This window comes from Paenibacillus luteus, assembly GCF_006542765.1.
Taxonomy (GTDB): Bacteria; Bacillota; Bacilli; order Paenibacillales; family Paenibacillaceae; genus Pristimantibacillus; species Pristimantibacillus luteus.
In genome coordinates this window covers 245128-267919 of sequence record NZ_SKCD01000066.1, presented here as the reverse complement: position 1 = coordinate 267919, position 22792 = coordinate 245128, and the positions used below count along the sequence as shown (strand labels likewise).

The following is a 22792-nucleotide window of genomic DNA, read 5'->3' as shown; positions in this document are numbered from 1 at the left end:
TGCTGGGGAAACATACTATCATGAGAAAAGAATGTACAACTCTGTCTTTAGAAATGGAAGCATATGCTTAAGAAGCCAGTTTTGCTTCACAAAACCTTTGGGAGGAACTACCATGATTATTGAAAATACCGGCTTAAACGGTGTTAAAAGCGAACTAGACCATTTAGACGAATCTGCCGAAAAGGTTGGCTTTGTCCGTTGGCAATGGGAATATTATCGCGCTACATACGATTTGAAACTTGAGGATCGTGCAAGCGGCTCCGATTACTACTTAAGAATTACAACGCGCGCGATCGAGGGCAAGCTGGAATCTCCTCACGCCGTGCTGCTAATTGAATCCGTCTACATCGGACGCTCCACATTCCCGCATGGCCTTGAATATGAATCTCCGGTCCCTCAGCCTATCATGAACACAGCTACACAAAGACTTCAACAACTGAAGCAATTGCTGGCGTAACGGTGAAAACATGAAAGCCACACAGAGCGGTAGCCGTGGAAGACCGGACTTTCTGCTTCTCATTTTAACGCTTCTTCTCGTCGGCTTCGGACTTGTAATGGTATTCAGCGCAAGTTCAAGCGTTGCTGTTGTGACGAAAGAGGATGCCTTGTATTTTACCAAGCGCCAGTTCATGTGGGCTGGTCTTGGTGTTATGGTTATGTTAGTTATGATGAATCTTCGTTACCAGGTATTTAAACGATTATATATCCTTTTTTTCATTCCAGTCGTCATTATGCTGTTTCTCGTTCCGTTCATCGGACAAAACATTAATGGCGCACGCAGCTGGTTTGGCGTAGGTTCACTTGGCATTCAGCCGACAGAACCTGCGAAGCTGGCCATCATTTTGTACCTTGGCGCGCTGATTACGAAGAAGGGCGATAAATTTCGCAGCTTCAAAAAAGGACTTCTCCCTGTAATCTTGATCGTCGGCTTCGTTTGCGGCCTGATCATGCTTCAGCCCGATTTAGGCTCATGCTTGGTTCTTGCTGCGAGTGCGACGATTATGATTTTGGCTGGCGGGGCGAATTTAAAGCAAGTTTTCATGTCTGGAACGATTGTCTCCATGATTATGGCCGTTGTATTTAGCATCTCGATGGCGGTTAATCCTACAGCATGGAAATACCGGATTGATCGGCTTACCATCTTTAGAGACCCGCTTAGCGACTCGCAAGAAAGCGGCTGGCATCTCGTCTCGTCCCTTCAGGCTTTTGGACATGGAGGCTTAACCGGCGCAGGCTTCGGTGAAAGCGTGCAGAAGCTGCACTACCTGAAATACCCGTATAACGATTTTATTTTTGCCATTATCGGTGAAGAATTCGGTTTTATCGGCAGTGCTCTTTTCCTGCTCTTTTATCTCGTTTTCTTATGGCGCGGACTCATCGTTGCGCTTCGTTGTCCGGATCAATACGGCACGGTAGTCGGAGTAGGCATTGTAGGCTTGATCGCTATTCAGGCATTCGTCAACATTGGCGGCGTTACAGCTACGATTCCGCTTACGGGGGTCACACTCCCTTTTATTAGCTACGGCGGATCGTCCCTTCTGTTTTGTCTAATGTCCATAGGCGTTCTGCTTAGCATCTCCCGGGAGTCCAACCGCATTGAGAGTCAAGGCGACAATCGGAAACAAAAAAACGGTACCTCTGCTAGATAAGAGATACCGTTTTTTTTAATTTTGTAGTGCTGGCTTATTTCAGCCGTTGCTGCTGCGCTTCTTCAATATCGTCTTCTTTGAAGGCAACACCTTCTACCTTCACATTCACTTCCACAACATGAAGCCCTGTCATGTTCTCAACCGATTCTCTTACATTCAGCTGGAGTTGACGACAAACTTCTTGAATAGGTATGCCGTAATGGACAATGATACGAAGATCAATAGCCGCTTCCGTCTGTCCAACTTCGACAGAAACCCCTTTTTGCACGTTTTTGCCGCTGAGGCGTTTCGCAAGTCCTTCGGAAATTCCGCCTGACATTGCCGCTATGCCTGGTGTTTCAAGCGCTGCGAGTCCAGCTATCGTTGCTACTACGTCATCAGAGATTCGAATAAGACCCGTTTGAAGATCTTCGGTCATGTGACTCACTCCTCAATTTGCCATATAGGCTTATTATAGCAGACGGACATTGCGACGGCAAAGCAGAGTCGTAAAAAGCTTTTGTTAATCCGGTTACTAGAGATTTGAACATTAAAGGTCAATAATTCGTCCGCTCTGCGCGGCAGCCAAACTTTTATTCACTCTTAAAATAAAGGGAGCTACACCAAAACTGCCTGCCTCTGCGCGAAACAACACTCTCCGCAGCTCGCCTGCTCCACTCTCATAATTTATAATGATGTAAAGGAACATATTTTTCTTCGATGCCTTCAACGCCTCTGGTCCGCCAAGGAGCATATGCGATCGTAATGTGGTATCCATTTCGATTAGCTGTTTGCTGTTTTTCAGTAAGACAGACCTGATTCTGTCGACAGGTACATGGAACGCCATTTGTGTCCCCTTAGATTCGATTTGAATTTCTTGCTCCAAAGCAAAGATTTTGCACCATTCCTTATTAATTCCAAGCCCTTCGAAATGCTCAGCAGTAATAACAGCGTAAGCTCCCCTAGCCCTAGCCTCATCTCTTAAACTATTTCTGCCCTTAATGGATAGGATAATAAGATAAACAAGAAGCATAAGCAAGCCAATCACCATAAGAATAGTAATAATAATAACTCCTAACAATCCATTCACTCCTTTCAAAAAAAGAAATCCCTCTTACCCACACTCATTATCTACACTCTACCAAATTCCACCAAAATGTGACAATCTTTTTTTAAACAATCACCCTCAATTAAGATGGATTTTGGTTAAAAAATTCAGCCTTTGGGAATGTTTACTTAGGTAACGATATCCTATATAGTATTGTCAGGTTTTCAGCATATTGCGAAGAGGTGCTCGGTTTGAATCAAAAACTGTTTTTCTCTGGATTGATTATTATGTTTGCGCTCAGTGGAATCGGTCATTATGCTCACTGGGACAACACGCTGCAATTCATTATCTCCGCAATCGCCATTATTTTTGTGGCAGGCTTCTTAGGTAAAGCTACCGAAAGCGTTGCCCACTATGCCGGCCAACGGCTGGGCGGTTTTCTTAATGCGACCTTTGGCAATGCCGCTGAGCTGATTATAGCGATATTCTTGATCAAAGCGCAGCAATTTGACATGGTAAAAGCTAGCTTGACTGGCGCCATCATCGGGAACCTTTTGCTTGTGCTGGGGCTCAGCATCCTGCTCGGAGGGCTCAAATACAAAGAGCAGCGCTTTAACGCCCGGCTAGCCGATCACAATTCTACCTTAATGATTATGGCTGTCATCGGCTTGTTCGTACCCGCCGTGTTCGTCGTATCGGAGAAGTTTACGTTTGAGAAAGATCAATTCCTCAGCCTCGCTGTTGCGGGTATCTTGATCGTCTCCTATATTCTATGGCTAATTTTCTCTATGATTACGCACAAGGACATGCTCTCCGACGAAACCATGAACGCCGACCATGGCGAGGAGCCTGCCTGGACCAAAGGCAGGTCCATTCTATTTCTCGTCCTGGCTACGGTTATGGTGGCCTTTGTCAGCGAATGGCTGGTTCATACGCTTGATGCCTTCAGCGAGAAATTTGGCCTATCTGAGCTGTTTATAGGGGCCTTCGTCATCGCGATCGTCGGCAACGCCGCAGAGCACAGCGCAGCCGTCATGCTCGCCTTGAAAAACAAAATCGGCGCAGCTGTCGAAATTGCCATCGGAAGCAGTCTGCAGATCGCTTTGTTCGTAGCACCGGTACTCATTCTTGTCAGCGCATTGTTTGGCAACACGATGGATATCGTCTTCACGCCTATCGAGTTAACCGCTATTGGCGTTTCAGTATTCATCGCTAAATCCGTCTCACGTGATGGACAAACAAATTGGTATGAAGGTTTCCTGCTGATTATGGTTTATATCATCCTCGGCATAGCTTTCTATCTTGTTTAATTCCTGTACGACATCGTCACTCGCTTCGTCGTACGCCAGAAAGAGCCATGCAGCAGCATGGCTCTTTCTTCCTGTTTGTTAAGCTTGCAAAAAAAACAGCCTCCGTTAAGAGGCTATCCTTTTCTTTCCAAAGCTTCATATAACATCGCCAAATTACGTTCTAGTCTACTTACGATTTCCTTGCCTGCAAGCTCCGCAATCAAGCCAGCCCGAACAGCAAAATCAACCTCTCGCGAGAAGCCATACATCTGCGTATCCAGCACTTCTTCATACAGTGGACATTGACGGGTTGTCAAATTTTCCATCTGGACTTCGATTAGCTTTTCTATTTTACTCGCATCTTCCTGAAGGAGACGAAGTGCTTTCTCATGCAATTGTACCGTAATTTCCGGTGAAGACATCGTTTTCCCCCCTGTGCGCGTATCCGCCGTCTTCTATACCTTTTATATTAGACGAAAAAGAGGGATTATACAAGGTCAAAACAGAAAAGCGCCCCTCCAAAATATGAAGGGACGCTTATTCAATAATTATATAATGCTACTAATCCGTAATAACCGTAACGTTAAGGTTATGCTTGGCGAATACATTATTCATTGCTGTCTTAGCTTCCTCGGCATCAGGGCCGTGTACATGCAATTCATAGGCGTGGCCGCCTACCAGTGTTGTAAATAGTCCGAGAATGCTTTTTACATCGATATATTTGCTCTCGGCTTGCAGAACGATGGATGAAGTGAATTGGCTAGCCGTTTGGGAAATTTCTACAATAGCTGCATTGTTGGACATGGGAGATCCCTCCAGTTAAATTAGTAAAGCTTACCTTTGTCACCATGATAACCTGAATTTTCACATCGAGCAAGGGGAAAAATGAAAAACGCTTTATTTTCCATTTATTACATAAGAATACGAGGTCAAAATCAACGCTTATTTTAAGTTCTCCGCATTCAAGCCTTCCAGCTCTGCGATTACAAATGCACCGTCTTTGCGGATAAGGACTTCGTCAAAGTAAATTTCTCCGCCACCGTATTCCGGGCGCTGAATAAGCACCAGATCCCAATGGATGGAGGAACGATTGCTATTATCCGTTTCCTCATATGCCTGGCCAGGCGTGAAGTGCAGGCTGCCCGCAATCTTCTCGTCAAACAGGATGTCATTCATAGGGTGCAAAATATGAGGATTAAACCCAATCGCAAACTCCCCAATGTAGCGAGCACCCTCATCCGTATCGAGAATCTCGTTCAAACGGGCAGTATCGTTGCTCTCTGCCTTGATGATTTTGCCATTCTCGAATGTAAGGGAAATGTTTTGAAAGGTTACGCCGGAGTACACGCTCGGTGCGTTATAGGAAATCGTTCCGTTCACCGAGTCGCGGACAGGGGCTGAGAAGACTTCACCGTCCGGAATATTCCGATGTCCTGAGCATTTTTTGGAGCCGATATTTTTAATGGAAAAGCTTATATCGGTTCCTGGTGAAACAATGCGGACACGATCCGTCCTGTTCATTAATGCCTGCAGCGGGTCCATCGCCCTGTCCATTTTCGCATAATCCAAATTACAAACATCAAAATAAAAATCCTCAAATGCTTCAGTGCTCATGTTCGCAAGCTGAGCCATTGACGGATTCGGATAACGACAGATGACCCATTTTGTTTTTTTGACGCGCTGCTCCATATGTACTGGATTACGATATAGTTGATCATAAAGACGCATGTTTGCCTCGGGAATGCCTGCGAGCTCATTGACGTTGTCCCCCGAGCGGACTGCGATATAGCCTTGCATGTTTTTCATGCGCTCCAAATCCAGCGACGACCAAAGCTCCATTTGCTCCTTTGTCGCATATTTCAATAAGGTGCGGAGCACGGAACGATCGCTCGACTCCACAAAGGGTCTCCCGCCGCGCTTCGCAACCTCCTCTATTAAGCATTTGGTCAACTCTTTCTCTGAACCGATCATGTCAAGCAGTACATTTTCTCCAGGCTGAACGTCGATTGAATACTCAACTAAATTTTGTGCCAACTTTTGCAATCGTGGATCACGCATGGTTATAACCTCACTTTCCATCTTTCACAAATAACCTGCACTTGTTAACTAATTTATGGTACCACGTTTCAACGATTGTTGAACAGTGCTGCTGGAAGCACCATTAAAGGACTGAAACCGGACGGTCGTATATCTTTCCTCCGTTACCGCTTGCTTCGCATACTTGTAGATGAACGTGGTCTTCTCCTCCATTTTTAGCGGGAGCAGCCGATCTCTATCGATCGTCAGCTCATATTGCGTAGCAGCCTGCATCGTAGATAACATCGTTTCCAATTGCTGCCGGGACCGCTCAAGTTCCTTGCTCCACTCCACTCTACCAGGATGATCCTGAGCAGGACCATTTGTCCCAAGCTGGTCAACCTGAAGCCGAAGCCGCTTTTCCCATCTCGCTTTAGAGACACGAGGAGGCTCTGTAACCAGCAGCATCATCGTGCCGGGCTCGTGGGGACCTTCAGATATCGCAACCGCGTCATTCTCATTATTCAGCGCCTCCAGCACTTGTACAGGATTCCAATGAAGCGGGTCCTCGCCATCGGACTGTAAGGTCAACTGCTGATGGTCCACCACCTTGCCTTCAAATATTTCAGGTTTGAACTCAAGCCCCGCTGCTGTCTTAATGCTCATAGACCCTGTAAACGCATATTGGTCCGTAGCAGCAAGCCCTGAGTAGGACAAGGAAAGCCATTCTTCTGGTGACCGCTTCTCACCTACTTTACCGCAGCCCGCCATTGCCAGCATAACGACTAATACAAGAACGGTTGTTGCCTTGGCTCGTTTTCGTGTCATCTTTAGACCTCCCGCGCAACCTTTTTCTATACTATCGTCCCTATCCTCACAGCTCCTTATTCTTGGTTGGTACAAAAAAGAAAAGGATGCCGATGGGCATCCTTTTCTTCAAGGGATATGGCTATATTAGGTTTGTCCGACAAAAATGCAGTTTCTTCCGTTGTGCTTGGCTTCATACAAGGCCATGTCAGCGCGGTAAAATAACGACTCAACGCTAATTTTCTCATCCTCAAAGGTCCACTCCGAGACGCCGCAGGATACCGTAACAACAGGATCTGTCTCCTTCTCCACATGTACCCGGATGCGCTCTGCGATACGATAAGCCTGCTCTGCCCTGATACCAGGCAAATAAACCGCAAGCTCCTCGCCGCCCCACCGAGCTGCAATATCGCCTTGTCTAATTGAAGCACGAATGATCTCGCTCACTTGAATTAGAATCCGGTCGCCTACTTGATGCCCATAAGTGTCGTTTACCCGTTTGAACAAGTCAATATCCACAAGAATAAGTGAACCAAATGGGTCCTTGCGCTGCTTGTTCTGGATTTGCTCATTTAGATAGTGACGCGCGTGCAGACCCGTTAAATTATCAGTAATCACCATGCGGCGCACCTCCGCGTGCAAGGAAGCGTTCGTGACGGCAAGTCCAATGTGTGTACTCATGACCTGAAGCAGCTTGTAGTTCTCGTATGAGAAAAAATTAGGCGCCTTGTGCGTCACCAGAATAACACCTACCGCTTCCCCATCCACCATGATCGGTGCTGCAATCAGCGACCTTGAGCTGGTATTGTCCATCAGCTTAGAAGTGACGACACGTGTATGCCAGTAGTCGGAAATAATAAGCGGTTCCTGCGTGCGGAAGACCATACCGCAAAAACCATAATCAGGCGAAAATTCCTCGCTCGTAAGGGCAGGGAAGTTGCTCGACATGACGACAAATTGATTTTTCACTTTGTTAAGCTGCAGAACGCAGCAATAATCCGCATCAAATATGGTCAAAAGCTCACTCGTTGCAAATTGAAAAATTTCCTTCAGCCTTAACGATTGATTCAGACGCTTCGTGAGCTCATTTATTAAACGAAGCTCGTTAATGAGCAAGTTTGACTGCTCGTAGAGCTTGGCATTCTCAAAGGCTGAGCCTGATGTGTCCGCCAGCAGCAAAAACGCCGGTAAGTCTGCCTCATCCCATTTGCCGGGACCGATAGACATGCACAACACGCCATAAGCAGCTTGCTTGCCTGTCATAGGTACAGCAAGGCGCAGTGTTCCATCCCTGTCGTGCTCAGTGACAGACTTTCCGTTTAAGAATGCCTTGGCCACAAGATCGTGCTCCGCGTTTTTGAAAATAAGTGGCTTTACGCGCGGATCGCCATTCAGATGATCCTGCGACAAGTACAAGTGTACCTCAGAGCTAGGATATAAATCCTCCATGCTGCGAAGCAGTTCCGAGAGTACGGAGGAAACGTCGATTTGATCGTACAACCGTTTGGCTGCTTTGAACAAAGCATCGCGTCTGTCAGCCTCCTTCTCTGCGCGCTCCTGCTGAAGGAGTAGATCCTTCACATAAATTTGTTCGAATTGGTGATAAAAGCAGGATTTAAAATGCAGAGCGCACATTTCCAGGATCGGCAGTTCAATAGAAGACTCCACCCGCGTTACATAGACGAATATGCAAAATACAGCCTTATCTTTTCTTCTATAGAGTGGATATGCTGTTAGTGACATATTCGCAGCAGTTTCTGAACGCGCCTCTCCACTGCTCGTTACCTCATGGATCAGTGCAGCAAGCGAATCGGTGTATGCGCTTCGTTTGTCTTCATTCAACGCGCCTGCTGCAGCAATCTCTTCCCCAGCTCTATTGAATAACGCAAACTCGCCAGCCTCGAACAAGGGTAGACCGGTTTCATTCACCCATTGATTAAAGCCTTCCATAAGCAAAGGTTTCAGCATGGGCTCGTCTGCATCGCTAATATCTTCATTACCAAACCAAACTGGTTGTGATTCTGCTGATGTATCCACAATTGATGACGTTTTACGATATGCAAAATTGCTTTTCATTCGATCAACCATGCAGCCCCAACCCTTCCATCTGTCAACCATGGAGATGAGCTTCCCATTTTCGCTTAATATTTAAAAACATCATACTTCATTTTTGAGAATTTTGCACTACCAACTCTATAAAATATAGGACTTTAGATGCTAATGGTATTGGATTAATTTTCGTGTATGAACCTTGACAACGCCTATCGATTTCATATATTATTTATTGATGAATAGATGGGCGTACGGTTTTGTGTCACCCTCATGAAATACGTTCGCTGCAGGCCAGCGGCTGACTAGCCTTGCAGGGACGAGCATGCTCGGACGTTGAACGTATTCGGCGAAACACAACCCCATTCACAAATTTATTTGATGAAGGAGTTAATATTACGTATGTCACGTTATACAGGACCTAAATTTAAACTAAGCCGTCGCCTTGGAATCTCTTTGAGCGGCACAGGTAAAGAACTTGCAAAACGCGCATTTCCACCAGGTCAACACGGACCTAACCAACGCAAAAAACTGAGCGGCTATGGCGTTCAATTGCAAGAGAAACAAAAGCTTCGTCATATGTACGGTTTGAATGAAAAACAATTCCGCAACTTGTTTGACAAAGCGGCAAAAATGAAAGGTAAAGCCGGTGAAAACTTCATGGGCCTCCTTGAAAGCCGTCTTGACAACCTTGTTTACCGTCTTGGCCTTTCCAACTCACGTGCAGGAGCACGTCAATTGGTATCACACGGTCACGTAACTGTAAACGGCAAGAAAGTGGATATCGCTTCTTACAGCGTTTCGCTAGGCGATGTAATCGGTTTGCGCGAGCGCAGCCGCAGCCTTAGAACAATTAAAGAAGCTATGGAAGGCCGTCATCACCTTCCGAACTACCTTGAGTTCAACGATCAAGCACTAGAAGGTAAATTCCTTCGCCTGCCTGACCGCGGTGAGCTTTCCCAAGATATCGACGAGAAACAAATCGTCGAATTCTACAGCCGTTAATATTGAAAAACCCCTTGAACCGGCCGGTTCGAGGGGTTTTTTTTATAAGAATTTACAGGTTCTTCATATAAGGAGAGTCATATATTTCACAGTGTAACGAACTGTTGCCGCCAGAAGACGGTAACAGTCGTATACGCTTGTGAACAAGAGTTACGATAGGTCAGGGAGCTTAGGTGCAACCGAATGAATTGGGGTGACTGGGGCTGCAACGATATCTAATGCTTTATTGCTAACCGCAGGCGCGCTTATTGCTTTTGTCGTTAAACCTTTAATAAGGGCATTAACATCAATTCCCGATACGCTCTTCAGCATTTCCGGTGCCGTGGACATTAGTGAAGTTACATAATTGCTTAACCTTGCAGCGCCCTCCCCGTTTCCGGTGTCCACAACCGTAATTTTATCGATATTGCTAAGCGGTTCCGAAATCTTGCCCGCAAGCTCCGGTAGCATCTTCACGATAATATCCAGTATCGCAGCCTCTCCGAATTTTTCGAAAGCTTCCGCGAGCTTCTCCTTCGCCTCCGCTTCCGCTAAACCTCTCAGGCGGATAACCTCAGCCTCGGCCGTACCCTTCGCTTTCTCCGCCTCTGCTACAGCAAGACCATCCAGCCTCTTCTGTGCCGCATGCGCCTTTGCTTCGGCTTCAATCCGGTACTGCAAAGCATCTGCTTCCAGGAGGAGCTTCGCTTTGTTCGCTTCTGCCGCTTGTTCAATCGAGTAACGGTCCGCATCCGCTTTTTTCTTCACCTCTGCGTCATACTGCTTCTCTCTACGTAAAATTTCTTTTCCTTCGAGATCAATCTCACGCTCTTTGCGCACGAGCTCTACCTTCATCTGCTCCTCAACCACGCTTTGCTTGGCACGGGCTTCCTGAATCGAATAAGCCTGATCCGCTTCGGCTTTCGCCGTATCCTGATCGCGTTTGAAGGAAGCAACCTTCATTTCTTTCTCTTTCTCTGCTTCGGCGATATTCGTATCGCGTACGAGCTCAGCTTTCTGTCCCGCCTCTGAAGCAAGCGCTTTCTGAATACGGGCGTCACGCACAGCCTCAGCTTCTGCGATCTCGGCATCACGCTTTACTGCAGCAATACGAGGCTTACCTAACGCATCTAAGTATCCATGCTTGTCACGTAAATCCTTGATGGTAAAGGAAACGATCTGCAGCCCCATTTTTTTCAAATCCTTAGCGGCTACTCCCTGCACCTCTTGCGCAAACTTATCTCGGTTACGGTATACCTCTTCCACGGTCATGGAACCGAGAATGGCCCGCAAATGGCCTTCAAGTACCTCCTGCGCTTCGCCCTTCAGCGCTTCTGTTGGCTTGCCTAGGAATTGCTCTGCAGCAGTCGCGACATCTTCAACGGCTCCGCCTATTTTGATAATCGCGACCCCGTCTGCCATAACCGGTACGCCCTGCTCTGTGTAAACCTCCGGCGTGGATACATCCAGCTTATGGGATAACAGTGAAAGAAACTCTGCTTTTTGGAAAATCGGAAGAATGAACGCCCCTCCGCCTCGAATAATTTTGACTTTGCGTCCTGATTCGTCCGTGCTTGCATTCCGTGTGCCTAGAAACGAGCCTGTGACGAGCATCGCCTCATCAGGACTAACGGTCTTATAGCGTGCCCAAAAGGCAAGACCAAGGACAATAAGCACCCCAACTACGATCGTAGGTATAATTAGATATTCCGGCATAGACATTTCTCCTCTCGGCTGCATGTATTAGGATAGATTGATCTCTGAAACATAAAGCGTACTATCTTTGACCTCCACGACGACGACCTTTGATCCGCCAGCGATATCCACACCATCGAAGCTAGCCGCGATTTGATTCGTGAAGCCTGCTCCGACCTTGACCATCACTTCCCCATAGCCTGCGGCAGGAATGGGCGTAAGCACATCCGCCATCATCCCCGATAGTCCATGCATGGAGAAAGCAATGGAATTCTCGCTCTGCTCCATCGGCTTAATATAGAGAAAAAATACTGCAGTTCCCGCAATAAGCGCAATGAGCAAAGCCATAATGAGAACGGGCAGCACGCCGAAGCTTGTGTACCGCTGAAGCATAAGGCCAGCACCGCCAAAGACGGTAATCCCCCCCACAAGGGCAGTCGGTGACAGCCATGAATGACCGTCTAACGATAGAAAATCGAGCGCACCGTCCAGCGCCTGCCCCAGCCAATCCCCAAAAATCACACTCACGAGCGCGTAAAGAATTCCTCCGACTAGACATGACATAAATAGTGTCTCCAACTTCATCCTCCTCTCATAGTATCCAGAACCTGTTAGTGCTTCCGTTATTTAATACGTTTGAATTGGGATTTTGTTTCCAAAAAAAGAAAACTTGTTGAATGATATTAATTCAACAAGTTTATTTAGAGCGACTATGCCAATATAAGTTTTACAAATTTGCGCTTGCCTACCTGAAGGACATCCCCGTCCTTTGGAGCAACTTCCGCATTAACATCCGTTATTTTTTCTTCATTAATACGCACAGCACCCTGCTGAACGCTTCGCCTTGCTTCACTGCTCGTCGGCTGCAAGCCTAGCAAAGTAAGAAGCCTTACAATGCGTATTTGTCCGTGATTAAGCTCACCTTGCGGCACTGCGACCTCTTCAATGTCTTCAGGAAGCGCACGCTGCTGAAAAACGGTAATAAAATGGTTTTCGGCTGCTTTCGCAGCTTCTTCCCCGTGATACATCCGAACGAATGTTGCGGCCAGCTGCATTTTGGCATCCCTCGGGTGAACGCTGCCGTCTTCCAGGCCGAATTTCAATCCGGCAAGCTCTTCATTGCTCAAATCGGTGGCCAGCTCGTAGTACTTGAACATAAGCTCATCAGGAATGGACATCGACTTCCCATAGATCTGATTCGGTTCCTCATCGATGCCAATGTAATTACCTAGGCTCTTGCTCATTTTATTGACGCCGTCCAAGCCTTCTATCAGCGGTGTCATAATAGCAACTTGTGCCGGTTTGCCGTATTCCTTCTGCAGGGTTCTGCCCATAAGCAGGTTGAACTTCTGATCCGTTCCTCCGAGCTCTACGTCCGATTCCAGTGCAACGGAATCGTAGCCCTGCATAAGCGGGTAGAAAAATTCATGAACGCTGATCGGCAAGCCGGTCGTATAGCGCTTGGTAAAATCGTCACGCTCCATCATGCGTGCGACCGTTAATTTCGCAGCCAGGTTGACGACATCCGCAAAATTAAGAGGTGCCAGCCATTCCGAATTGTAGTAAAGTTTTGTTTTGTTCGGGTCCAATATTTTGTAAATTTGCGTCTGGTAGGTTTCCGCGTTCCGTTTCACATCTTCTTCCGTCAGCTGCTTCCGCGTCTCTGACTTCCCTGTCGGATCACCGATCCTTCCGGTAAAATCACCGATCAAAAGCTGCACCTCATGGCCAAACTCCTGAAATTGCCGCAGCTTATGCAAGACAACGGTATGCCCGATATGAATATCCGGCGCTGAAGGATCAAGACCCAGCTTGACCTTAAGAGGCTTTCCTGTTGCAACAGCATTCGCTATTTTATTTTTCAATTCTTCCTCCGGTACGATCTCCACAACGCCGCGCCGAATAACCGATAGCTGGCGTTCCACCTCTGACTGCTGCTCCTGCGATAAACTTTCCCACTTCACCATAAAACTTTTCCTCCTCCGTATGCGTCTATATAGACATAAAAAATCCTTCCAGCCCCAAGGGACGAGAAGGATTAGCTCGCGGTACCACCCTCGTTAGAGCACGCCTGCCTTTTAGACAAAAAAGACGTCGCTCTCACTTCGTTGTTGATAACGGAGACGGTCTCCGAAGTGAACTACTACGGCTCATTCAGCGGTCCACTGGCTTCTAGCCATGGCTGGACTACAACTGATAAACAGAGCATACGGTTCCTTCACTTAGCTCCAGGCGGTAATTCAACAAGCGGCGCATACCGGTTCTCAGCAACCACCGGCTCTCTGCAATGACGATTCGCTGTCTACTCGTGCCCTTCATAGCTTTGATTAGATGAAACATTAATTGAAGTTATACCATAGGGTTCTATCGAAGTCAATTGTTGTTAAACAATGCGTTACTTTGGCGATTTATGTTATAATAGGTGTGCTATTTGGAGGAGGAGTCATGAACATGCAAGAAGAACAAAAACCGACGCCAGTCAAACGAAGCAAGTGGCGTACTTTCGGAATTGTAACTTTTATAACAGTAAAATGGATGGTATATTTCGGAATCTTCATCGGTTTGCTTGCCGGAGGCGCTGTGACCGGCTATGTGGCAGCACTCGTGAAAAACGAAGAAATAAGACCACGAACCGTTATTGAAGAAAAAGTTGGGGAAAATGCAATAACCGGCTTTGTATACTTCAATGACGATTCTCTTGTCGGGCAGCTAAGAACCTCTGAAGACCGGATGATCATTACATATGATGATCTACCGCCACAAGTCATCAATGCCGTGCTTGGTATTGAAGACAACAATTTTTTCGAGCATAAAGGCGTAGACATCAACGGGCTTGGCCGTGCCGTCAAGCAGAAGCTGCTAAATGAAGATACGCAGACCGGGGGCAGCACACTGACGCAGCAGCTCGCACGGCGCGTGTTTCTCAGTTTGGACAAAACCGATAGCCGCAAAATCAAGGAGATTTTCTTATCGCTGCGGATGGAACGGTATTTGACGAAAAAAGAGATTTTGGCCGCTTATTTGAATAAAGTGCCGTTTGGCAACGGTTCAACCGGCTATAATCTGTTCGGAATTAAAGCTGCTGCCAAAGGCATATTTAACATTTCCGATCTTAACCAACTGAATTTAGCCCAATCCGCCTATTTAGCGGGGCTTCCGCAGCGTCCTTCTGCGTATACCGCGTTTACGGGCAAAGGACAATTCAATCAAGCTGGCTTTGACCTTGCTTTAGGCCGTCAGCGGACGGTCCTGAAGAGAATGTTCGAGACTGGCCGTATCACTCAGCTAGAATACGACGAAGCTCTCAAATTCGATATTCGTAAAACGCTTGCCGAGCCGTCTGAGAAGGCCTATACTACTTATCCTTATTTAATGCTCGAATCTGAGCGGCAAGCAGCGGAAATTATGCTGATGCAGCAAGATAGCACTTTAACGAAAGCCGATCTACGAAAAAAAGAAAACGCTCCTCTCATCGAAGAGGCTCGCGAGCATCTGCTTCGCGGCGGTTATCATGTCTATACGACGATCGACAAGGATATTTATCAGCTGATGCGCGAAATCGGGACCAATGCCGATAACTTCTCCCCTTTCAGCGAGAAGAAAGGCTTAGAACAGATTGCAGCCGTTATGCTGGATCACAAAACCGGCGCGATCGTCGGAATGCTAGAAGGGCGCGACTTCTATGAGGAGCAGCTTAATTACGCGACCCAGATGACGAGACAGCCAGGTTCAACCATGAAAACATTGGCCGCTTATCTTCCAGCGATCGACATGGGCATCATCCAGCCAGCCAGCATCATCGATGATGCGCCAATGGTACTGAAGGATGGTCAAAAGGGCTTCCATATTCCAATGAACGTCAACCGAAAATTCGCTGGTCTTGTAACTGCCCGTGAAGCTTTAAATCGTTCATTGAATCTTCCAGCTCTGAAAATATTCAATGAAGAGGTTAAAATTGAAAATGCCTGGAGCTTTGTCAAAAAGCTTGGCATTACGACCCTTCAACCCGAGGATGCTTATGCGCAAACTGGCGTAATTGGCGGATTAAGCATCGGGGTATCCGTAGAGGAACTTACGAATGCTTACGGAGCTATTCCTAACAAAGGTGTTTTCAATGATGCCTATATGATATCTAAAATTACGGATGCCAACGGCAAGATCGTATACGAGCATAAAGTAGAGCCAAAGCAAGTATTTTCGGAGCAAACGGCTTTCCTAATGACCGATATGCTTTCAACGGTTATTTCCGCCAGCAACGGTTCCGCCAACAAGCTGAAGAAGCAATTCGACAAGTATGGCGAAATTCCAATTGCAGGAAAAACGGGATCAACGCAAAGCTATGGTGATGTTTGGTTTATGGGCTTCTCGCCGGACGTGACACTGGGTGTGTGGGCAGGTTATGAGGAGCAAGTCAACTCCTTGTCCGAGGAAGGTAAAGCAAGAGCGCGTTCCATATGGGCCCTTATTATGAACAAATTGGTCGAGACAAAGCCGGAGATGTTCGTCACTGACAAATTCGAGCGCCCTGAAGGCATCGTTAAAGCAACAGTCTCCAGTGCCAGCGGTTTACTTCCAAGCAAGTTGACCAAAGAGGCCGGTATGATGGTAACCGACTGGTTCAATAAAAAATATATTCCGAAGAAAGCCGATGATGCCCTTGTTAAGATGGCATATATCACCTACGAAGGCGTCAATTATGTACCAAATCCTGCGACGCCAAGTGACATGGTGAAAGAAAAAATCGTGATTAAGCGGAAGAAGCCGCTTGATGAACTGATGGATGAGATTAAGACAGCACAGTCGAAGCTTCCTGCAAGCAGCCGCCGAGCACTTGAGGTCTACTTGCCAGCAGATGCAGAGAACAATGCCCCTTCGAAAAATGATCCAAGGGTCGATGACGGAGCAGCACCGCCGCCTCCTTCCATTGTGAAGCTGCAATCAACAGATGGAGCGCTCATCTTAACCTTTAATGACAGTTCGGCCAAAGACGTTGTCGGATACCGCGTCTACAAGTCGACAAGTCAGGGAACCTATGAGAAGCAAGGCGAATCCATTATTTTAGGTGCTGAGAAGCGTATGAAACTATACGCATCGGGCTCCCAAACCTTTTATGTAACTGCTGTCGACGTGGCCGGCAAGGAATCGGCGCCAAGCCAATTGATGCAGTATGGCAGCACTCCAGTCGTGCCAGATCCACCAGCGGGTGGCGATAATGGTAATAACGGCAACGGAGGCGGGAATAACGGTAGCGGAAATGGCAGTGGGAACGGATCAGGCAATGAGACTGGAGCAACGTCAGCTCCCTCTGCACCAACTGGCGTAAAAGCAGCGAAATCCGATCTCAGCGTACGCTTAACCTGGTCGTCTAATAGCGTATCTGATCAGGTAACCCAATATCATGTGTACTACAGCCAAAATAACGATGGCAAATATACAAAAATCGGGTCCACTTCCGAAACAAGCTTTGAGTATGTGGCTCCATTGATCACAGGAGCCTTCTATGTGACATCGGAGAACGTAAACGGCGAGTCAGCTCCATCTTCAAAGCAAACCGTGAGTTAATCCGCATTAGGTAAAATATTAATCAAAAAGGCAGCAGCCTCTTCCGAGGCTGCTGCCTTTTTTTTGAACCCAAGCCTTATATCACATAAGAGGAATCCGTCTCAAATAATCGACTCACTTGCTCATAATCCTCTCTAGACAGCTTCCACTTTATGGAAGCGGCGTTTTCCTCCACCTGTTTAGCCGTTTTGGCTCCTGCAATCACCGTAGAAATTTCATTTCTGTACAGCAGCCAATTAATCGCAACCTGGCTCAGCGGCTTGCCAATGGCACGGGCAATGCCGGTAAAGGTTTCAACAATAACAAGATTTTTAACAAATTGCTTTTCGGAAAATAACGGATTCAACTGTGCTCGGACATCCGTTTCCGGGAGCCTGGTTAAATAATTGAATTTGCCGGTCAACAGCCCTTGCGCCAACGGACTATAAGGAATAAACCCTATTTTCTGCTGCTTGGCGTACGGCAAAGCCGCATGCTCCACATCCCGCTGGAACAAATTATAGGGTGATTGCAGCGATACAACATGGCTAACAGTTTGTGCAGCTACTAGCTGCTGCACATTAAAATTCGATACGCCTATATAACGGATTTTCCCTTGTTTCACCAATTCATTTAACGTATCAAACGTTTCTTCGACTGTTGTTTTCCCACTGGAATCCGGGAAATTAAGCTGATACAAATCAATATAATCCGTATTTAAGCGCCGCAAGCTCTCTTCTACCTCGCGAACGATATTCTGCTTCGTTACGTTTATACTAAATCGGCCTTGCTCATTCCATACCAATCCTGCTTTGGTTGCAATAATAATATGCTCTCGGAAAGGCTGTAACGCCTTGCCAAGCACTTCCTCGGAACGTCCAAGCCCATAAGCAGGAGCTGTATCAAAAAAGGTTATCCCTAATTCATAAGCGCGCTGAACGACTTTCTCAATTTGGTTATGATCAACTTCTCCCCAGCCAGACAAGCCGGCTGCCCAAGAACCGAACCCAATAACGGAAGGATATAGCTCACTATTGCCTAATTGACGCTTTTCCAATAAGTAAACCTCCTTTATCCAATAATTCCTACCAAAATACTCGGAACTATTCCCATTATAAATCCGTATCGACAATTGTCAACCCATTTTTTCCAGAAATCAATGAAGTGCTCTAGATAATCCGATAATTCCTACTTGACAGCTAATTTCCTTCTCCTTATGATAGAAAACATTGATAAACAACAAATAAACGTTAATAAACCTAGTAGAGAAAGGACTATCCTTCAATGACAAGAAAGCGTATTGATCACGTGGGCATTATGGTTCAAGATATGGAGGCTTCCATCGCCTTCTACACCAATATCATCGGATTTGAGTTGAAAGGGCGAATTCCTCATACGAACGGCATCATCGAGCTTGCCTTCTTAGGCTTTGGACATTCTGACGAAACCGAGCTGGAACTGATCGGAGGTTATAACGACAACCTTCCAACAGAAGGAAAGGTTCATCATTTTGCGGTTTCTGTTAGTGATATTGAAGCTGAATTTAGTCGATTGAAACAGCTTGAGGTTGTATTCTTGGATGATGAAATTACAACGCTTCCGAATGGGTATCGTTATTTTTTTGTAAGCGGGCCGGAAGGTGAATGGGTTGAATTGTTTCAGCGTTAAGCCCTGTTGTCAAAAAAGAGAGGATGACTCCCACGGGAGCCATCCTCTCTTCTACTATTTTTTGCTTATTCATGAGTTCATTAATCTTCAATCGTAGACAAATCTCCCGTTGGCAGATTCAGCTCCCATGCTTTAAGTACTCGTCGCATGATTTTTCCGCTGCGCGTCTTCGGAAGCTTATCCTTGAATTCGATTTCTCTAGGAGCCGCATGAGCGGATAAGCCCACTTTTACAAACTGGGAAATTTCCTGCTTCAGTTCATCGGATGCTTCATAGCCTTCACGAAGCGCAATAAACGCTTTAATGATTTCTCCGCGCATCGGATCTGGCTTACCGATTACGCCTGCCTCTGCCACTGCTGGATGCTCAACAAGCTTGCTCTCGACCTCAAACGGCCCTACGCGCTCTCCTGCTGTGTTAATGACATCATCTATGCGCCCCTGGAACCAGAAATATCCGTCCTCATCCATATACGCTGAATCTCCTGAGATATACCAGCCTTTGAGATAAAAATACTCCTCATACTTGGACGGGTTATTCCACACCTTGCGCATCATCGATGGCCAAGGAGTCTGAATGGCCAGATTCCCCATACGATAAGGCGGTACTTCATTACCGCTGTCATCGATAATGGCTGCTTTTATGCCAGGTAAAGGTTTTCCCATAGATCCAGGTTTAATATCCATGCTAGGGTAGTTGCAGATGAGTTGGCCTCCGGTTTCCGTCATCCACCATGTATCGTGAATTCGTTGACCATACACCTTCAAGCCCCAACGTACAACCTCCGGATTCAGAGGCTCGCCGACGCTTAATACATGCCGCAAGCTGGACAGGTTGAACTGCTGGGAGATATCGTCACCCGCACCCATAAGCATGCGGAACGCGGTTGGTGCGCTGTACCAAACGGTTACACTGTATTTTTGAATGACGCTGTACCAGTCGCTAGGACTGAAACGTCCCCCGCGTATGACATTCGTTGCGCCATTTAGCCATGGACCAAAAATACCATATGAAGTACCCGTAACCCAGCCTGGGTCAGCTGTACACCAGTAAATATCATTCTCTTTCAGGTCGAGCACAACCTGGCCTGTGTACAAATGCTGTACCATTGCATTTTGCACATGGTAGACACCCTTTGGCTTCCCCGTAGAACCTGATGTATAGTGTAAAATAAGACCGTCTTCACGATCGAGCCATTCAATATCCGCTTCATCCGATGAAGCAGCCATCTCTTCCGCAAAATTGATCACGCCTGCTTCGTCAGGCACGTCCTTGCCAAATACAATCACATGTTTCAAATTCGGAAGCTCATCTCGCTTAATCCGTTTGAACAATGCTGGTGTCGTAATAATGGCAGTTGCCTCACTATCTTGCAACCTGTCCTTCACAGCAGTCTCCATAAACGCTTCAAATAAAGGCCCAACAACCGCCCCTACCTTCAATGCGCCAAGGGCGCTAAAATAAAGCTCTGGCGTTCGAGGCATAAAAATAAATACCCGCTCGCCCTTCGTAATGCCTAATTTGCGTAAAACGTTGGCGAACCGATTGGATTGCTTGCTTAGATCGGCAAAAGTGTAGGATTCATCCCGTTCACTGTCACTGTAGTACAAGGCCACTTTGTCGCCTTTGCCAAGTTCAACATGACGATCGATGGCTTCATAAGCCATATTCACTTTCCCGGTTGTATGCCAGCTAAACTGACTCTCGATTTGTTGCCAGTCAAACGATTCCACTGCTTCTTCATAATTAGGTAAATTCGGGTTTGTTGCCGTAGCTGGAATTCTTTCTTGATGTAGGTTGATCATACTATCACTCTCCCATCAAATCTGTATGTCGCATATTTTTAGAATACGCTTACAAAAAAGAGTCGTCGTTTGAGGCAAACAAGCCGACATCCCTCTTGCGCATCCCATGGTTTTAAACCGCCAAACACATTATAGCATAACTCTTTTCTATTCGACTACGCTTTTCATTTTCTCAAATGTTTGATATAAAGAGTAATAGAGGTTCGAGTGCAGGCAGCAGTCGAACAGCAAAGGAGGTTCAGCCTTGGAACATCGAAAGCGCTTGCAGCGAGAGCAGCTTTCCCTAGACGCAAGTCGTGAGCTTATTTTAGAAGGCCCCGTCCCTCCCGAAAGACTAGCGCAAATGACCATGAACAAAGCACTGGACGCCTTCCGCAGGCCCCCTGAGCAGCATGAAGCGCTTGTAGAAATCGCCGGATTGCCGGAAGGCAGAATTATTTTGGCACGCGATGGAGACATCATTGTTGGTTATGTTACCTTTCACTATGCCGATGAGCTTGAACGCTGGTCGGAAGGCGGCATGACAGACTTAATTGAGCTTGGTGCTATTGAGGTAGCCGATGAGTATCGCGGTTGTGGTCTCGGCAAGCGGATGATTGAGCTCGCATTTGCAGATGAGCAATTAGAGAACATGATTGTCTTTACGACGGAATATTATTGGCACTGGGATTTGGAAGGCACGAAGCTTAATGTATGGGAGTATCGCAAAATGATGGAGCGGTTAATGGAAGCTGTCGGCATGGTCTGGTTTGCCACGGATGATCCTGAAATCTGCTCCCACCCAGCAAATTGCCTTATGGTTCGCATTGGCAAGGAAGTTCCGCTGAGCTCGGTAGAGTATTTCGACACTGTACGCTTCCGGCAGCGCTTTATGTATTAGAGTTATTTGGGTTCGCTTGGCAAACCCAAGCTTATGCTTACGAAGTTGGTTTGCTTCGCAAACCTAAGCTCATGCTTACGAAGATGGTTTGCTTCGCAAACCTAAGCACATGCTTACGAAGATGGTTTGCTTCGCAAACCTTTAGGAGGATAGGGATGGCTTCAGATGCTATTTTTATACATCATAACGGTTCCAGCGGTTATAAATTTGGTGAGGAGCACCCTTTTGATCCTCTCCGAATTACGCTTACCGTTGACTTGCTTAAGGAAGTCAACGCACTAACTGACGAGCAGATCGAGGATCCCTCCTCTTTTACGGAAGAAGAATTGCTCTCACTCGTACATCGAACCGACTATTTATCAGCGGTCAAGCAACTAAGCGAAGACGTGAATGCTGATGATAACAGTATACTCGCCCAACAGTTCGGTCTTCATACAGAGGATACTCCTTACTTTGCGGGCATGCACCAAGCAGCAATGACCATTGTCAGCGGCTCTGTGGCCGCCGCCGACGCCGTTATGACAGGACGTGCCCATCATGCCTACCATATTGCCGGTGGACTCCACCATGCCTTTCCTGATCGCGCATCTGGTTTTTGTGTGTATAACGATGCTGCAGTAGCTATTAAGCATATTCGCCAATCATATGGCGCCAAGGTGCTCTATATTGATACGGATGTGCATCATGGAGACGGTGTTCAATGGATTTTTTACGATGATCCAAACGTGTGCACGTATTCCATTCATGAAACTGGAAAATTTCTATTTCCAGGTACCGGATACGTCCATGAAAAAGGCGTAGATCACGGTTTTGGCGCATGCTTTAATATGCCGTTAGAGCCCTATACAGAAGATGATTCTTGGCTGGAGAGCTTCAACGTCACGCTGCGCAAAGTGATTGCCTCTTTTCAGCCGGATGTCATCATAAGCCAACATGGCTGCGACGCGCACGCCTACGATCCATTATCCCACATTCATTGTAGCATGAAGATTTATGCTGAAATCCCTGCCATTCTCCATGAGCTCGCTCATCAGTATACGAATGGACGGTGGGTTGCGCTTGGAGGCGGCGGCTATGATATTTTCAGAGTTGTGCCTAGAGCCTGGTCACTGGTATGGCTTACAATGACTGACCATCCACTTGCAAAGGCTATTGCCAAAGGAGAAGAAGCGATGCTTCCCGATCGTTGGCTCAGCCGCTGGTCGACAAAGAGCCCACATCAGCTACCCTTGAAATGGATGGACGATCCGGCGGACATCGAGCCGATGCCCAGACGCACCGAAATAACGAATAAAAATAGAGCCATGCAGCATATTGTCATACAAGATTTATAGCTCGAAAGTAAAAAGAGAACCAGCTGCGATGAAAGCATCGCAGCTGGT

General features: G+C 46.8%; 20 protein-coding genes and 1 other annotated feature. Of the genes, 8 read left to right on the top strand and 12 right to left on the bottom strand.

The window, feature by feature from the left end; translation table 11 throughout:
• Positions 1 to 112: 112 nt before the first annotated feature.
• Positions 113 to 457 carry a YugN family protein gene (locus E0496_RS31540; protein WP_139998139.1) on the top strand — a complete coding sequence of 115 codons (345 nt, stop codon included), beginning with the start codon at positions 113 to 115 and terminating at the stop codon, positions 455 to 457.
• A gap of 10 nt (positions 458 to 467) precedes the next feature.
• Entirely contained in the window at positions 468 to 1649 is a 1182-nt protein-coding gene (ftsW, locus tag E0496_RS31535; RefSeq protein WP_141505915.1) for a putative lipid II flippase FtsW, read from the top strand.
• Between the two features lie 34 nt (positions 1650 to 1683).
• Here the strand turns inward: ftsW and E0496_RS31530 are convergent, their stop codons facing one another.
• Together E0496_RS31530 and E0496_RS31525 are read right to left on the bottom strand one after the other, a co-directional pair.
• Positions 1684 to 2067 (bottom strand): Asp23/Gls24 family envelope stress response protein, encoded by a 384-nt coding sequence (locus tag E0496_RS31530; RefSeq protein ID WP_139998135.1) that lies wholly within the window; start codon positions 2065 to 2067, stop codon positions 1684 to 1686.
• Positions 2068 to 2178: 111 nt separating this feature from the next.
• Positions 2179 to 2709 (bottom strand): hypothetical protein, encoded by a 531-nt coding sequence (locus E0496_RS31525; RefSeq protein ID WP_141505914.1) that lies wholly within the window; start codon positions 2707 to 2709, stop codon positions 2179 to 2181.
• Positions 2710 to 2927: 218 nt separating this feature from the next.
• Between E0496_RS31525 and cax the strand changes: the two genes are divergently transcribed.
• Entirely contained in the window at positions 2928 to 3986 is a 1059-nt protein-coding gene (gene cax, locus E0496_RS31520) for a calcium/proton exchanger (RefSeq protein ID WP_141505913.1), read from the top strand.
• A gap of 113 nt (positions 3987 to 4099) precedes the next feature.
• On the opposite strand, the gene E0496_RS31515 is transcribed toward cax, so the two are convergent.
• From E0496_RS31515 to E0496_RS31495, 5 genes are all read right to left on the bottom strand, one after another.
• A complete protein-coding gene (locus tag E0496_RS31515; RefSeq protein WP_141505912.1) occupies positions 4100 to 4387 on the bottom strand; it encodes an Fpa/YlaN family protein in 288 nt (95 codons plus the stop codon).
• A 139-nt stretch (positions 4388 to 4526) separates the two neighbouring features.
• Positions 4527 to 4769 carry an HPr family phosphocarrier protein gene (locus tag E0496_RS31510; RefSeq protein WP_139998126.1) on the bottom strand — a complete coding sequence of 81 codons (243 nt, stop codon included), beginning with the start codon at positions 4767 to 4769 and terminating at the stop codon, positions 4527 to 4529.
• 138 nt (positions 4770 to 4907) lie between these two features.
• Complete coding sequence (locus tag E0496_RS31505; protein WP_141505911.1) at positions 4908 to 6023, bottom strand: aminopeptidase; 1116 nt, start codon at positions 6021 to 6023, stop codon at positions 4908 to 4910.
• Between the two features lie 48 nt (positions 6024 to 6071).
• The gene (locus E0496_RS31500; protein WP_141505910.1) at positions 6072 to 6809 is read right to left on the bottom strand and encodes a hypothetical protein; all 738 of its coding nucleotides are present in this window, start codon (positions 6807 to 6809) and stop codon (positions 6072 to 6074) included.
• Positions 6810 to 6935: 126 nt separating this feature from the next.
• Positions 6936 to 8906, bottom strand: coding sequence for a sensor domain-containing diguanylate cyclase (locus E0496_RS31495; RefSeq protein ID WP_241675053.1), 1971 nt, complete (start codon positions 8904 to 8906; stop codon positions 6936 to 6938).
• Between the two features lie 333 nt (positions 8907 to 9239).
• On the opposite strand from E0496_RS31495, the gene rpsD reads away from it, so the two are divergent.
• Complete coding sequence (gene rpsD, locus E0496_RS31490) at positions 9240 to 9842, top strand: 30S ribosomal protein S4 (RefSeq protein WP_139998120.1); 603 nt, start codon at positions 9240 to 9242, stop codon at positions 9840 to 9842.
• A 150-nt stretch (positions 9843 to 9992) separates the two neighbouring features.
• Here the strand turns inward: rpsD and E0496_RS31485 are convergent, their stop codons facing one another.
• The 3 genes from E0496_RS31485 to tyrS form a co-directional block, all read right to left on the bottom strand.
• The gene (locus tag E0496_RS31485; RefSeq protein WP_141505909.1) at positions 9993 to 11537 is read right to left on the bottom strand and encodes a flotillin family protein; all 1545 of its coding nucleotides are present in this window, start codon (positions 11535 to 11537) and stop codon (positions 9993 to 9995) included.
• A 27-nt stretch (positions 11538 to 11564) separates the two neighbouring features.
• The gene (locus tag E0496_RS31480; protein ID WP_175598137.1) at positions 11565 to 12095 is read right to left on the bottom strand and encodes an NfeD family membrane protein; all 531 of its coding nucleotides are present in this window, start codon (positions 12093 to 12095) and stop codon (positions 11565 to 11567) included.
• A gap of 131 nt (positions 12096 to 12226) precedes the next feature.
• Positions 12227 to 13480 (bottom strand): tyrosine--tRNA ligase, encoded by a 1254-nt coding sequence (gene tyrS, locus E0496_RS31475; protein ID WP_175598147.1) that lies wholly within the window; start codon positions 13478 to 13480, stop codon positions 12227 to 12229.
• 57 nt (positions 13481 to 13537) lie between these two features.
• Positions 13538 to 13844: a binding site (T-box leader), on the bottom strand.
• Between the two features lie 117 nt (positions 13845 to 13961).
• Between tyrS and E0496_RS31470 the strand changes: the two genes are divergently transcribed.
• Positions 13962 to 17078 (top strand): transglycosylase domain-containing protein, encoded by a 3117-nt coding sequence (locus E0496_RS31470; RefSeq protein ID WP_241675052.1) that lies wholly within the window; start codon positions 13962 to 13964, stop codon positions 17076 to 17078.
• A 76-nt stretch (positions 17079 to 17154) separates the two neighbouring features.
• Here the strand turns inward: E0496_RS31470 and E0496_RS31465 are convergent, their stop codons facing one another.
• Positions 17155 to 18114, bottom strand: coding sequence for an aldo/keto reductase (locus E0496_RS31465; RefSeq protein WP_141505906.1), 960 nt, complete (start codon positions 18112 to 18114; stop codon positions 17155 to 17157).
• Positions 18115 to 18341: 227 nt separating this feature from the next.
• On the opposite strand from E0496_RS31465, the gene E0496_RS31460 reads away from it, so the two are divergent.
• Positions 18342 to 18725, top strand: a complete 384-nt coding sequence (locus E0496_RS31460; RefSeq protein WP_141505905.1) for a VOC family protein — start codon at positions 18342 to 18344, stop codon at positions 18723 to 18725.
• Positions 18726 to 18805: 80 nt separating this feature from the next.
• Here the strand turns inward: E0496_RS31460 and acsA are convergent, their stop codons facing one another.
• Positions 18806 to 20530 (bottom strand): acetate--CoA ligase, encoded by a 1725-nt coding sequence (gene acsA, locus E0496_RS31455; RefSeq protein ID WP_141505904.1) that lies wholly within the window; start codon positions 20528 to 20530, stop codon positions 18806 to 18808.
• Positions 20531 to 20774: 244 nt separating this feature from the next.
• Here acsA and E0496_RS31450 point away from each other — a divergent pair, with 244 nt between their 5' ends.
• Complete coding sequence (locus E0496_RS31450; protein WP_277755899.1) at positions 20775 to 21410, top strand: GNAT family N-acetyltransferase; 636 nt, start codon at positions 20775 to 20777, stop codon at positions 21408 to 21410.
• Between the two features lie 155 nt (positions 21411 to 21565).
• Positions 21566 to 22744 carry an acetoin utilization protein AcuC gene (locus tag E0496_RS31445; RefSeq protein WP_141505903.1) on the top strand — a complete coding sequence of 393 codons (1179 nt, stop codon included), beginning with the start codon at positions 21566 to 21568 and terminating at the stop codon, positions 22742 to 22744.
• The last annotated feature ends 48 nt before the right edge of the window (positions 22745 to 22792 follow it).